The sequence below is a fragment of the Flavobacterium labens genome (genome assembly GCF_048286755.1).
Lineage (GTDB): Bacteria > Bacteroidota > Bacteroidia > Flavobacteriales > Flavobacteriaceae > Flavobacterium.
Window position 1 is genome coordinate 77,376 of sequence record NZ_JBLVPL010000008.1, and the last position, 14,515, is coordinate 91,890.

Here is a 14,515-nt window from a genome sequence, read left to right on the forward strand (position 1 = left end):
TGTATTAAAATTTTAAATTAGCACCAATAACAATTGATCTTAATGTTGGGTAGGCATCCAACTCAATACCTTGTGTTCCATAAGGATCTCCATTACCATTTAGTTCCGGAGAGAAACCTGAGAATTTTTGAGTGATAAATGGATTTATAGCATTTACATATATTCTGCAAGAATTTAAAAATTCTCCTTTCATAGGAATTTTATATCCTAAAGTAATATTGTTGATTCTAAAGAAATCGCCTGATTCTAAATAATAAGTTGATGCTACCGGAACTTGATTAAACGGACCAGGTTTTGAAGCAGTTGTATTGTTTACTGTCCAAAAATCTGTTGCTAATGAATCTTCAATATTTTCTCCTGTAAAACGTTGTGCTTTTTTACCATTGTACACTTTAGCACCAGAAGTACCGTATCCGTCCACTGAGAAATCAAAGTTTTTATAGTTCATCCCTAAAGTAACGCCATACGTTGATGTTGGTAAAATCGAACCTACATACTTTTTATCTGCATTAGCATCTAAAGCATCTTGAGTTACTTGTGTACCTACGGCAGTATTGTATAACATTTTACCATTTGTAGCATCAAAACCAGCATATTCATACATATAGAAACTACCTAATGGTTTCCCTACAGAAGTATTATCTAATAATTTTGTCCATTGTCCATTTCCTAAATCTCCTCCGGTAATTGGCGCAAGCGTAGCATCTTTTAAACCTGTCAATTCATTTTTATTGTTAGAAAAATTTCCTCCAACCCAGTAACTTAAATTATCGGTTAATTTATCGTCCCAACGCAAAGCAACTTCATATCCTTTATTAGACACTTCTCCAACATGTGCCGGTGAAGAATTACTTATTCCTGAAGTAATGTAAGGTCTTGTGTTCAAAATAACATTTGTTGTTGTTTTATCATAAACATCAAACGATCCTTTCAATCTGTTGTTCAATAATTCAAAATCTATACCTGCAGACGTTTCTTCGGTAATTTCCCATGACAAACTTGGATCTACTTGAGAATTGATTGTAGTTCCTTCATTCAATAGAGAACCTCCTAAATAATACGTAAGACCAGAGCTGTATGCTTGGTTATTAAGAGGTACATTTTGGTTTCCTAGTTTACCCCAACCTCCTCTTAATTTCAATAAGTCTATTCCTTTTACATTAGCCATAAACTCTTCTTTGGTGATAACCCATCCTAAACCAAAGGCTGGAAAAGTTCCCCAACGATACTCTTTACCAAAATTTGATGAACCATCACGTCTGATTGTACCTGTAAATAAATATCGGTCCATTAATTTGTATTGGAAACGACCAAAATAAGAAGCTATTTTATTTTCATTAAAAACCTCATCTCTGTAATTAACAACTGTTCCTACATAATCAACACCTGCTAATGACCAGTAATTTGAATCTGCATTTACATTTTTTCTGGCAACAGTCAATTGTTCTCTAGCTCCTCTAACCGAAGTTTCGATACCTGCTGTTAATTCGACATCATGTATCTCTGCAAAAACTTTATTGTACGTCAAATAATTAGACAGGTTCCAATTGAAATATTGATTTCTGCCTTTTGTCAATAAATTAATATTTTTATCCGCTGGATAAATAATACTGCTTAACTGACCCGGATTATTATTAGATTGCCAAATTGTTTTAGTGTCTTCGTAATTATAATTTTTCCAAGAATAATATTCCCCGTTAAATTGTGACGTGAATTTTAATGATTTTACAACATCATAATCTAATTTCAAACCACCTTGTAACGTTATGCTTCTTTGCTCTTCATCAAAATAGTCTAATTGAGCAACTGGATTTCCAACATTGTTAAAAGAAGAACCGGCAGTACCGGCAAAACCATCAGTACCAACATAAGAAACACCGTATTGTCCATTTGAAAAACGAACGGGAACAATAGGAGATTGTTTGTAAGCGTTAGTAAAAGCACTTAATGGTTTTGGAGTTGAATTTGCTGAACCAAAACTGAAGTTTTGATTTAAAGTCAGTTTTTTAGAAATTTTGAATTCGTTATTGTTTCTAAAAGTGGTACGACTGTAATCCAATCCGTTAAGAATTGCTTTCTCTTGATAATTTCCTAAACTAAAGAAGTATTTAATATTCTCCGTTGCACCAGAAACCGAAACGTTATTTTGAGTATAGGAACCTGTTCTCGTAATAGCATCAAACCAATCTGTATTTACGGGTTGATCCTGTGAAAAAGTAGTGGTTTGCAAAGCTGAATTTGAATAATGTGAGTACTTATTACTTCCTGCCATTTTTACTTTTTTCAAAGGTGCTCTAAAACCGGCAAAGCTTTCAAATTCTACAGAAACCTTGTCTCCTTTACCTTTTTTGGTTGTAATAATGATTACACCATTAGCAGCTCTGGTTCCATAAATTGCTAATGCTGATGCATCTTTTAAAATTTCGTACGAAGTAATATCATTCGTATTTATGTTATTGATATTCTCCGTAGGCATTCCATCAACAATATATAAAGGAGTTCGTCCACCTAAAGCGGTACCTAAACCTCTAATAATTACTGAAGGCGTACTTCCCGGTAAGTCCGAAGAAATTACCTGAACACCCGCCGCTTTACCTTGTATGGCTTGCGAAGCATTCAATACCTTGGTTTTAGATATTTCCTCTGCTTTTAATGAAGTAATTGCCGTAGTGTTATCAATCTTTTTTCTGGTTCCGTAACCAATGATAACTACTTCTTTTAATTCAGTGTCTTTGGATTCTTGTAATTTTATGCTCATGGATGATGCTGTTGCAGGAACTGATAAAGCTTCAAAACCTACCATGCTAATTTTTAATACCTCGCCTACTTTGGCATTGATACTAAAATTACCGTCAAAATCGGTATCAGTTGAAGTTTTAGGATCAGCCGCAACTATCATGGCTCCCGGAATCCCAATTCCATCCTTATCTAATACTTTTCCCTTAATTACTTGTCCAGACATGTAGGCCGGTAGTAAAATGAGTGCTAAAAAGCTAAAAATAATATTTCTCATATAGTAATGATTTGTTAAAGTTAGTGGAGCCAAAGTAAATAATTACAACGTTATAGTAAGCAAAACGGCGATACTACACGAATACATCAAAACAGCAAAACAAGATCCTAAATCTATGTTTTACTGCGGATAAGAGCGGTTATGAGACACTGCACTACATCTACATGATGTAGTAATGATGTGTTGCAATTCCATAATAAATACACTGAAATAATATATTATCTATAAAAAATAAAGCTTATTTATACAGTTAATAAAAATTTAGAGAGGTTTTCATCCTGAACAAGGTTTAACTTCTTTCTTAAGCGATAACGATGAAGCTCTACGCCTCTGAAAGAAATATTCATCATGGGTGCAATTTCCTTGGAGGAAAGATTCATTTTTAAGTAAATGCAAAGCTTAATATCCTTTGAAGTCAGGTTTGGATATTTTTTTGAAAGGTTAATTATAAATTCATTGTGGATTTGATTCAAATTTGTTTCAAACGTTTCCCATTCATGTTTGTTAACGGCATTGATTTTTATGGCTTTTTTAATTTCACTTTTTAGCTTATTAAAATCCATATCTGAATCCAGAATACTTTGAATATTTTCAATCATTTCACTTTGTTTCGCAATCGAAAGTGATTTGCCTGCAACCTCAGAAGATTTGGTTTGCAGTTCCAGTTCTAAAATGTGTTTTTCATACTCCTGAATGTTCAACTCATTTTCGGCTTTTAATTCCATCTCCAGAATTTTCTTTTGATGTTTCAACTCTTCATCACGCAACTCCAGTTTTTGTATGTATCGCATTTTATTCCACTTGTAATACAGATAAAATATACCTCCAATCACAACTAGATATAATAAAATCATCCAAAAAGAAAAATACCATGGTTTAGCCATAACAAATTGGAAATTGGAAATTTTATCATACGTAAGGCCGTCGTGAAGGTAAACGGTAATCTCATTGGAACCACTATTTAAATTGTTCAAAACAATCAAACCTTCATTTACAGGAATAAATTCTTTGGCTCCATTTATTTTATAAAACAAGTTAGGTCTTGTTGCGCCAAAAGCACCTGATATCACATGTAAGCGGAGCTCAGAATTGTACGGAATCTTTGAATTGTTTTTAACCAAATCATCATTAACAAAGGCTTCTACACTTATATTTGATGCTTTCTTGTTTGCATATTTTAATTGTAACGAAATAAAACCATCATCAAGGTTTAACAGATAATTATCTTTGTTTTTAAATACTTTTAGATTGTCATTAATGATTTTACCTTTGTAATATTTCTCTTGAATAATATTGCGGATAAACTTATTTTCATGCGCATAAATATGATACAAAAGTCCATCTTGAAGTATCAGAAAATGATTTTCATCAATAGAAACAATGTTTGATACGTTTTTAAAATTAGTATTAAACAATTCATTTTCTTCTAATTGATTGGTGATTGAGTTATAGGTATACCACGATTTATTTATTAAAAAAAGGATTTCATTTCTGAACTCAAATATTTTTACTCCAAAATCATTACTTATTTTACTGTGTTGGGTAACATTCTTGATATCGGTTGTTTCATATGCATCATTATAAAGAATTCGATACAAGCCTCTATTATTATCCGCAGCCCAAATTTCATTTTTTCTATTTTGCGCGACATATTTAATCGGTTTCAATATTCCTTTTATAACTATCTTTTGATTCAAATCATTAATATCATTATAAATAATTACGCCACTGTATGTTGCTTGTAAATAGGAATTATTAATATTGCTTTTGACTAAATTCCAACCTCCGTTTATAGTACTTAACTTAGAAAACAATCCATTCTCGTATACAAAAGTGCCTTCGTTATGGCCTATGAGGTATTTGCTATTTATTTTACTGATGTTCCATGCTTGTCCTTGCGTGTTAGGGATCAACGAAAGTAGTTTGTCTTCATATTTAAAAACACCATGATTAGAAGCCATTAAATAACCTTTTGAAGTACTCGCAACAGAATAAACGGAACCTAAAATACCTGAATTATCATAAAAAATAGAAATCGGAGAATTAACCTCAATATGAGCAATTCCGTTGTCTAACCCTAACCATAAATCATTCTCTTTGTCGAGACCAATGCTCAAAATGGAGTTGTTCATCAATACATTATTTCGATTGATGTTTTTGTAAGTGCCAGAATTCAAATCAAAAATATAAACTCCTTTATTTGCAGTTCCTATAATCAATTTATTGTTTTTAATGAATTTGGCGACATTGATATTTGCGGCTTTTAAAATGGTATTTAAAGGACTTTGCCATTCTTTCAAAATACCGTTTTCTTCCACATAAATTCCATTTTTTTTAGTGAAGAAATACGTTTTATTTTGGTGTTTTTCAATAGCATGAATGACGTTGTTCTCTAAAACGGACCAGCCTTGAATCTTTTCAAACTTGGAATTCTTCATTTTATAAATTCCTTTTTCTACCGATGCCACTAATAAATCATTGCCAACGGGAAAACAATAGGAAACCAGAAAATCAAATTTACTTTTCTTGATTGTTTTTCCATCATACTGAAAAAGACCGTTAAAAGACTGGAAATAAATTTTACCTTTAAATTTAAATATCTTCCAAACCTCCTCATTATCACTTTCATCAAAAACCTTAGAGGTATCAGAAATAGAAACATAAATCATCTTCCCATTTTTTCGATACCAAAAGCCAAATTCTTTATACGAACCGGAATAAATCCTGTCGCCATCCACCATTATAGAACGAATTATAGTTTTATTAGGCAGCGAATATTTTTCCCATTTTACACCATCATACCGCAATAAATAATAATTATTGGCAAAATACATCGCATTATCATTGCCCTGCGCTACATTCCAAATTTGATTATCTCCTTGATAATCAGATTTATTATAATTTTCCACAAAAGGAAGTAACTCCTGCGAATACAATTGAAATGAGATAAGATAGAGTAGGATTATTGCTGTAATTCTTGCTTTCAAAATGTGGTGTTTAGTATCCAAATATAATTAGATTTATTCAATAAAAAGTATAAAAAAAGCCTCTGAATTCAGAAGCTTCTTTGGGTTTTTTATTTTCTTACTTTATCAGTAATTCAAAGACTTGATTGGCAATTTCAATCTCTTCATTGGTAGGAATAACTACTATTTTAGACTTGGAATCTGGTGTATTGATTTCCCGAATTTCTTTCGAACGCATATCATTTTTAGAATCATCAAGTTCAATTCCAAAATACTCCATATCTGTACAAACTAATTTTCGCATATAAGAAGAATTTTCTCCAATTCCAGCTGTAAAAATAATCGCATCTAAACCATTTAAAGCAGCTGTATAAGAACCTATATATTTCTTGATTCGATACGCATTCATTGCCAATGCCATTTGACAATCTTTATTTCCTTGTCCTGCTTGAGATTCAATATCTCTTAAATCACTATAACCTGTAAGTCCAAGCATTCCGCTTTGTTTTTGCAACATGGTGTTGACATCGGCAAGGGAATAACCCAATGAATTGACCATATAAAATATCACTGATTGATCGACATCTCCACTACGAGTTCCCATAATCAAACCATTCATTGGTCCAAAACCGAGTGTAGTATCGATACTTTTCCCATCTTTTATAGCCGCCATACTGCATCCATTACCTAAATGTATGGTGATAATTTTGGAGCTATTTTGTAAAAACTTAATCGCTTTTTCAGAAACATATTTGTGGCTTGTACCGTGAAAACCGTAAACTCGAATTTTATTTTCGGTCAAAAGATAATTAGGCAGGGCATATTTATAGGCCACAACTGGAATTGTTTGGTGAAATGCAGTGTCAAAAACAGCTACTTGTTTAGCAGTGCCAAAGATTTCTTCCGCTACAATTATTCCTTCAAAATTAGCAGGATTGTGCAATGGTGCCAATTCGAAAAGTTGTTTTATTTTGTCTTTTACCTTTTTGTTGATGATGGTGGTATCTGAAAAACCCGCACCTCCGTGAACCACACGATGACCTACAGCATCAATTTCGAGCGTGCTTTTAATCACACCTACTTTTTCATCCATCAATAAGCGAGCGATTTTTTCTAACCCTATTTTATGATTGGGAATTGGCATAGATTCATCAATTTTATTTTGATGGGTTTCATAGCTCAAATTTGACGTCTCTAATCCTATTCTGTCAATCATCCCAGAGCAAATAACTTCGCAAGAAGGCATGTCAATTAACTGGTATTTTATAGAAGAACTCCCTGAGTTTATAATTACTATTTTCATTTTATAATCCTTGTGCTTGAATCGCTGTAATCACGACTGTGTTTATAATATCATCAACAGTACAACCGCGGCTTAAATCATTAACCGGTTTGTTCAATCCTTGTAACATCGGACCAATTGCAAGAGCTCCTGTTTCCCTTTGCACTGCCTTGTAGGTATTATTTCCTGTATTTAAATCTGGAAAAATCAAAACGCTGGCTTGTCCTGCCACTTCTGAATTTGGCATTTTACTTTTTCCAACAGCCATATCAACCGCAGCATCGTATTGAATGGGGCCTTCGATTTTTAAATCGGGGCGTTTTTTTCTCACTATTTCAGTTGCAGTTCTTACTTTATCCACTTCATCTCCTTTTCCGGAAGAACCCGAAGAATATGAAAGCATGGCGATTTTTGGTTCAATACCAAAAGCCAAACTGGAATCGGCAGAGGAAATGGCAATTTCTGCCAGTTGTTCTGCAGTAGGATTTGGATTAATGGCACAATCTCCAAAAACTGAAACTCTATCCTCTAAACACATGAAAAATATGGATGAAACCACCGATGAATTGGGTTTTGTTTTAATGAATTGCAATGCTGGCAAAATAGTATGTTGCGTGGTATGAGCCGCTCCGGAAACCATTCCGTCAGCGTGGCCTTTGTACACCATCATCGTTCCAAAATACGAAACATCTTCCATTAAATCCTTAGCCATTCCTATGGTTACGTTTTTTGCTTTTCGCAACTCATAATAGGTGTTTACATAATCATCATAATGTTCCGATTCTATCGGATTAATGATTTGCACTTTGGAAAAATCAAAAAACAACCCTAATTCAGCAACTTTACTTTCTATTTGTTTCTTGTTGCCAATGATCGAAATATCTACAACATCCATTTCTAATAAGCGTGAAGCTGCCATGATAATTCTATCGTCATTTCCTTCTGGTAACACAATATGTTTTCTGTGTTTTCTTGCTCTTTTTACCAAATTATATTGAAACATTTTTGGCGTCATTCCTTCAGCTTCAAAAGTAATCAGCTTTTCAGCCAAGTTGTCTAAGTCCACATATTTTTCGAAAGTAGTAATCGAAATTTCAATCTTCTGCTTGTTATTCGCGTAAATTTTAGATTTTATAGATCCTATTTTATTGGTGATAAAATAAGTCCCTTCTTCCACGGCAATAATCGGAACAATCGTCGAAAGTCCTTCTATCAATTTCAAAATACTGATTTCAGGCAAAATGTTACCTGTCAAAACTATGCCTGATATTGTAGGGTAATTTACGGATTCATTAGCTTGAAGCGCGCCAAGAATAATATCGGCGCGGTCTCCGGGTGTTATTACCAGACTGTTTTCTTTCAAATGCAATAAATAATTACACAATTGCATGGCACCCACACTAAAATTTCCAGTTTGATTGTTCAAGTGAGCCGAGCCAAATAAAACTTTGGCATCTAACTCATTTACAATTTCCTGTACCGTTGGATTATTTAGATTATGAATCAAAGGAATGGAATTCACCAATATACTTTTGGGCAAGCTTTTCCTTAAGCCATTCGTAACCAATTCAATATTTTCAGGCTGCACTTTATTGGCGATTACAGCCAAAACTTCAACATCTTTAACTTTGAATGAATCGTATGCCAAATAAAGACTATCTATTAATTCCTCTAATGTTTTCCCAACTCCGGAACCAACAATAATTGTTGGAATACCAAGATTTTTAGCAATCAGAACATTCATATCTAATTCGATGACAGTTCCTTCTCCTGTAAAACTGGTTCCTTCTACCAAAACAAAATCGAAACGCTCTTCTAATTTCTTGTATTTTTCAATAATCAAGTCGAGAACCTCTCCTATTTTTCCCTTGTTCTTCTTTTTGATTAATTTACTTTTTGTAATGGCATACGCATCTTCAAATTCAATATCCATTCCAAAATGACCAATCACGGTTTCAATATGATTATCAAATCCTCCTTCTTCAAAATCTTCAACAATGGGCCTAAAATAACCTACTTTGGCCATTTTGCCAATGAGCATACTCATCAATCCCAACGTAATAATCGACTTTCCGCTATTTTGCTCGCTTGTTGCAATGTATATGGCCTTGTTCATCTTTTTATTTTTAAATTTAAATCCAAATGAATTGGATGCAATCCTTTTTTATCCCTAAAACCAACGGCGTTTTTTAAAATAAATAATCATTCCAACTACTATTAAAGACATAGCACCCATTACGGTATGATAGCCATAATGACGCTTGAGTTCCGGCATATATTCAAAATTCATTCCATAAACCCCTACAATAAAAGTAAGCGGAATAAATATTGCTGATACTATGGTTAGCGTTTTCATAATCTCATTCATCTTATGTGTTTGTGCTGAGAAAAAGAAATTAGAGGCGCTTTCCAAAGAACTCATATCGGATTCAATTTGTTCTAGAAGTTCTAAACTCTTTTGATGCAATCGGGAAAAAAAGCTGAAACTATCTGCTTCCATCGCATTAAATATAGTATCGTCTTTTATGCTTTTTATATCATACAACGAATCCCGAAGCGGTATGATAGAGCGTTTTAGAAAGTTTAAATTATCCCTGTGTTTCTCTATTTTTTCTAAAATTACTGGATCAACACTTTCCTTAGTAAGATTAATCAATTCCTCTATATTGTCTTCTTCATTTTCTAAAGTGATGTAGAAATTCCCCATAATGGCATCCAGAAGAACATACAACAAATAATCCGCTTTCTTAGTTCTGACAATTCCTGAATGCGTTCGAATGCGCTCTCGAATGTGCGTAAAAAAATCACTTCGCTTTTCCTGAAAAGAAATTAAAATCCCATCTTTTAACAAAAAACTAATTTGTTCTACACTAATATTATCCGAATGTTCCGAAGGCAAAAGTGATTTTATGTTAAAAAACAGAAAGTCATGAGACTCTTCCAGTTTAGTTCTTCGGGAGGTGTTCAAAATATCGGCCAACATAAAATTATCGATTTCAAAATAATCTCCAATTGATTTTAACCACTCTACATTATTTAAACCATGTATATTAATCCAATTTGTTTTTTGCTCATCAATATATTTATCTAAATCCGAAACCTTAAAATCCTCATATTCGGTAAGATTCAAATCATCATAAACAAACAACTGCAGTTCTGACTCCTTACTTTTATGAATTCCCGTATATTCTAAATTATAGGGTTGCATTTTCTTTCCTTTCTTGTACTTAATTTTTCTCATGCCAACTGATTTACGTAGTAATATTACAAAAAACTTTTACAAAAAAATCGTTTCTTGATACTTTTGACATTCCTAAAAATGAAAAAAACGGGTTTAATTTAGTATTTAAAACGACAAAAGTAACTCGAAATATTTATTCCTTTCATGAGAAAAATCATATTCCGTTATAGAAAAAGCCATTAATCAACGATTGTTAAATATTGTTAATTATTTAAAATAGCACCTCGAAATAGCCTTTTTATAAAAAATATATCAATAAATTTGAGCTTATGTCGTAACAAAACACAATAAAATGCGACTTATTGACCATAACCAATTATAAACTTTATTAAATACATTAACTAAATGGTAAAAAAAAAACTAACCCTAATCATTACCTGTTTGTTATTTTGTTTTGCGCAAGGCACATTTGCACAAAGCAAAAAAAAGAAAAGAGCAGACAAAAATGCCCCTGCTAAAGTAGAAGCTAAAGCACCAGAATCCAAAGACGGTAAAAAAGAACCAAAACCGTACAAAAAAGTTATTGACTCAACCGCAGTAACACAAAAAGGATTAATTGACATTCATAAAATTAATGACAAATATCTTTTTGAAATTCCAGACTCCCTTTTAGGAAGTGAAATAATGACAATTACCAGATATTCTAAAACTCCTGCTGGAGGAGGAATTTTTGGTGGAGAAGAAATCAACAGACAAGTAGTTCGTTGGGAAAAAGGACTGAACAACAACATTCTTCTTAGATCTGTTACCTACGTTATTATGTCTCCGGACGATGATAAACCAATGGCTCAAGCAGTTAAAAATTCAACTTCTGATCCAATTATTGGAAACTATGATATCTTGGCATTCAAAAAAGATTCTACTGGTAAAAATAATGCTGGATATGTAATCGATTTAACGAGCACTTTCGATGGTGATATTCAGACTTTTTCATTAGATCCAATTAAAAAACAATTGTTAAACATTGTAGCTTTTCAAAAGGATAAATCATTCATCTCAAAAATAAGCAGTTATCCTATAAATACTGAGATTAGAACTGTAAAAACTTTTACAACTACTCCGCCTCGTATTTCAATTACTCCAACACCACAAATTGGAGTTAATTTACCTTCTGCATTAGATGCAGGTGTAATCACGGTAGAGATGAATACTTCTATGATTTTATTGCCAAAAACACCTATGCGCAAAAGAGAATTTGACGCACGTGTAGGATATTTTGCAAACGAATACGGAGTTTTTGAAGAAGAATCTCAAAAATCAGACACTAAAACTTTTGCTGTAAGATGGCGCTTAGAGCCAAAATCTGCCGAAGATGCTGCAAAGCAAAAAAAAGGTGAATTAATTGAGCCACTAAAACCAATTGTATACTACATTGACCCAGCGACACCTGACAAATGGAAAAAATTCATCAAACAAGGTATTGATGATTGGCAAATTGCCTTTGAAGCTGCAGGATGGAAAAATGCAATTCGTGGCGAATATTGGCCAGAAAATGATCCAACAATGAGCTTGGAAGATGCCCGTTTTTCAGTATTACGATATTTTGCGGCTGAAATTCAAAACGCATACGGACCTAATGTTCATGATCCTAGAAGTGGTGAAATTTTGGAAAGCCACATCGGATGGTACCACAATATCATGAGTCTTTTAAGAAACTGGTACTTGATTCAAACTGCAGCTGTAGATCCTGCAGCAAGAACAAAAAAGTTTGATGATAAATTAATGGGAGAATTAATCCGTTTTGTATCTTCTCATGAAGTAGGACATACACTAGGATTGCGTCATAACATGGGAGCAAGCTCTGCAACTCCGGTTGAAAAACTAAGAGATAAAGCCTACCAAGATAAAAACGGCCATACTTCTTCTATCATGGATTATGCTCGTTTTAATTATGTAGCACAACCAGAAGATGGCGTTACTTCCTTATTTCCTAGAATTGGGGATTATGACAAATGGGCTATTAAATGGGGTTATTCCTATTTTGACGGAGCTAAAACTGAAACTGAGGAAAAAGCGAAGTTGAATGAAATGACTAAGGAAGCATACAAAAACAATCGTTTGTGGTTTGGTTCTGAAACAAGTCCTTATGACCCAAGATACCAAACAGAGGATATTGGAGATAATGCCATGAGAGCTTCTGAGTACGGAATCAAAAACTTAAAAAGAATTTTGCCTAATTTATTAGAGTGGACTAAAGAAAATGGAGAAAGCTATGCTGAACTAGACGAACTTTACGGCGCACTTACTGGACAATTCAGAAGATATATGGGACATGTTACTAAAAACGTAGGTGGAATCTATGATTCTCCAAAAACGTATGACATGACAGGAAATCAATTTGAAGTAGTTCCAAAAGCTATCCAAAAAGATGCCGTTTTATTCTTGAACACTCAATTGTTCACTACACCAAAATGGTTATTGGATCAAAATATACTTTCAAAAATAAACCCAGAAAGTGGTGTTGAAGCAATCAAAGGAATGCAAGATGCTACCTTATCAAGTTTATTAGCTGGAGACAGAATGGTTCGCCTTATAGAAACTTCTTCTATGAGTAAAAGTAACTATACTGTTGATGAATTAGTAAGCGACCTAAAAAATGGAATCTTTTCTGAATTGAAAGGAAGTGGTTCAATTGATGTGTATCGCAGAAACATTCAAAAATTATATGTTGACAAAATGATTGAATTACTTAAACCAGGTACAGCCATGGTAAGAGCGGTTCCTGTAGGAGTTACTTACGGTTTCACGACAAGAAGAGTAAATCTTGCTCAAACTGATTTACCTTCTATTGCAAGAGGTCAATTGAATAGTTTGAAAAACGAGATGAAATTAGCCTCATCGAGAATGACTGATCGAATGAGTAGATATCACTTACAAGATTTAATTTCTAGAATAGGAGAAGCTTTAGATCCTAAATAATGAATTAAAAAGGGAAAATGTTTAACAACATTTTCCCTTTTTTTTGCTTTGTAATGAATGTTATTTCATCGTAGGAATATGCGAAATGTACTAACGCATTTCGAGGTTCTTATGACGTTTTTAAACGCTCCTTGAAAAGAAGCATTTCATATAGACCAACTTTATATAGACGACGTACTACAGTGATCTCTACGTGATAAATAATAATAGAATTAAAACACCCGACTTGCTTCAAAAACAGGTCGGGTGTTTTATTTCATTAAGTGACACAAAAAAACCGGACTATCGCTAGTCCGGTTTTCCAATCAAATATTAAAAAAAATAAAAAAAGGAATTAATCTTTTTGGGATTTTACTGCTAAACTATAGATTACTAAACCAAATCCAATTTTATTGATTGCATCAGCAATGTTGTACACCACATCAATATTACCGGCAGGAATTAATCCATTGTACCATCCTGTGGTTCCCATCATGTATCCTAATGGATATATGGACCATCCAACAAGTACAAACCAACATAAAATCTTGTGTGCTTTTTGAATTTCTCCTCCAGCTGCAGCAGCTAATTTTGAAGCTTCTCCCAACCAAATTTCATATACAATAGCAAAATAAGCAACTCCGGAAATGAATCCCCATAGTGCAGCACTATCAGTAAATACAACTTCTCCGAAATAACCTGTAACTAACATTACTATCGAATAAACAATCATTTTCCAAAGCAACGATTGCTTTGCTCCTGCTACTTTAAGTATCAGATAAAACTCTAAACACATCAATGGCACTGTAAGTACCCAGTCTACATAACGAAAGAAGGTAGGCGATTCACCAAATGATGCCCAATAATCTCTCATGTAGAAATAATGTACTGCAGCAATAAAGGTAATTAAACCGGATACTAAAACTGAAGTACGCCACTTTTTATCAAACTGGCTCAAGGATAAAAAGAAAAATGCTGAAGCGGCCATCATAGCCATACAGCCTACAAAGAAAGTAAACCCTACGTAATCGGTTGGGGATAATTTTCCGACTAATCCTGAAATAAACATAAAATTTGTCATAAATAAATAATTTTAATGGTTTTTTTGTTTAACC

Annotated in this window: 7 protein-coding genes; 1 reads left to right on the forward strand and 6 read right to left on the reverse strand. The window is 33.4% G+C overall.

Annotation, left to right across the window (positions count from 1 at the left end; all coding sequences use genetic code 11):
- Window positions 1–4: 4 nt before the first annotated feature.
- The 5 genes from ACNQF8_RS14485 to corA form a co-directional block, all read right to left on the reverse strand.
- The gene (locus tag ACNQF8_RS14485) at window positions 5–3,013 is read right to left on the reverse strand and encodes a SusC/RagA family TonB-linked outer membrane protein (RefSeq protein ID WP_417953814.1); all 3,009 of its coding nucleotides are present in this window, start codon (window positions 3,011–3,013) and stop codon (window positions 5–7) included.
- A gap of 242 nt (window positions 3,014–3,255) precedes the next feature.
- Window positions 3,256–6,000 carry a helix-turn-helix and ligand-binding sensor domain-containing protein gene (locus tag ACNQF8_RS14490; protein ID WP_417953813.1) on the reverse strand — a complete coding sequence of 915 codons (2,745 nt, stop codon included), beginning with the start codon at window positions 5,998–6,000 and terminating at the stop codon, window positions 3,256–3,258.
- Between the two features lie 97 nt (window positions 6,001–6,097).
- Window positions 6,098–7,282 carry an acetate/propionate family kinase gene (locus tag ACNQF8_RS14495; protein ID WP_417953812.1) on the reverse strand — a complete coding sequence of 395 codons (1,185 nt, stop codon included), beginning with the start codon at window positions 7,280–7,282 and terminating at the stop codon, window positions 6,098–6,100.
- Window position 7,283: 1 nt separating this feature from the next.
- Window positions 7,284–9,377, reverse strand: a complete 2,094-nt coding sequence (pta, locus tag ACNQF8_RS14500; protein WP_417953811.1) for a phosphate acetyltransferase — start codon at window positions 9,375–9,377, stop codon at window positions 7,284–7,286.
- Between the two features lie 54 nt (window positions 9,378–9,431).
- Window positions 9,432–10,502, reverse strand: coding sequence for a magnesium/cobalt transporter CorA (gene corA, locus ACNQF8_RS14505; protein ID WP_417953810.1), 1,071 nt, complete (start codon window positions 10,500–10,502; stop codon window positions 9,432–9,434).
- Window positions 10,503–10,847: 345 nt separating this feature from the next.
- Between corA and ACNQF8_RS14510 the strand changes: the two genes are divergently transcribed.
- On the forward strand, window positions 10,848–13,421 hold the full coding sequence (locus ACNQF8_RS14510; protein WP_417953809.1) for a zinc-dependent metalloprotease: 2,574 nt from the start codon (window positions 10,848–10,850) through the stop codon (window positions 13,419–13,421).
- A gap of 334 nt (window positions 13,422–13,755) precedes the next feature.
- On the opposite strand, the gene ACNQF8_RS14515 is transcribed toward ACNQF8_RS14510, so the two are convergent.
- Entirely contained in the window at window positions 13,756–14,481 is a 726-nt protein-coding gene (locus ACNQF8_RS14515; protein WP_417951364.1) for a bacteriorhodopsin-like, read from the reverse strand.
- Window positions 14,482–14,515 lie beyond the last annotated feature (34 nt).

Excerpts from the sequence above, each read along its gene's own strand:
- ACNQF8_RS14515 (WP_417951364.1), bottom strand. The coding sequence starts at position 14,481 with ATGACAAATTTTATGTTTATTTCAGGATTAGTCGGAAAATTATCCCCA.
- ACNQF8_RS14495 (WP_417953812.1), bottom strand. The coding sequence starts at position 7,282 with ATGAAAATAGTAATTATAAACTCAGGGAGTTCTTCTATAAAATACCAG.
- ACNQF8_RS14485 (WP_417953814.1), bottom strand. The coding sequence starts at position 3,013 with ATGAGAAATATTATTTTTAGCTTTTTAGCACTCATTTTACTACCGGCC.
- ACNQF8_RS14510 (WP_417953809.1), top strand. The coding sequence starts at position 10,848 with ATGGTAAAAAAAAAACTAACCCTAATCATTACCTGTTTGTTATTTTGT.
- pta (WP_417953811.1), bottom strand. The coding sequence starts at position 9,377 with ATGAACAAGGCCATATACATTGCAACAAGCGAGCAAAATAGCGGAAAG.
- corA (WP_417953810.1), bottom strand. The coding sequence starts at position 10,502 with ATGAGAAAAATTAAGTACAAGAAAGGAAAGAAAATGCAACCCTATAAT.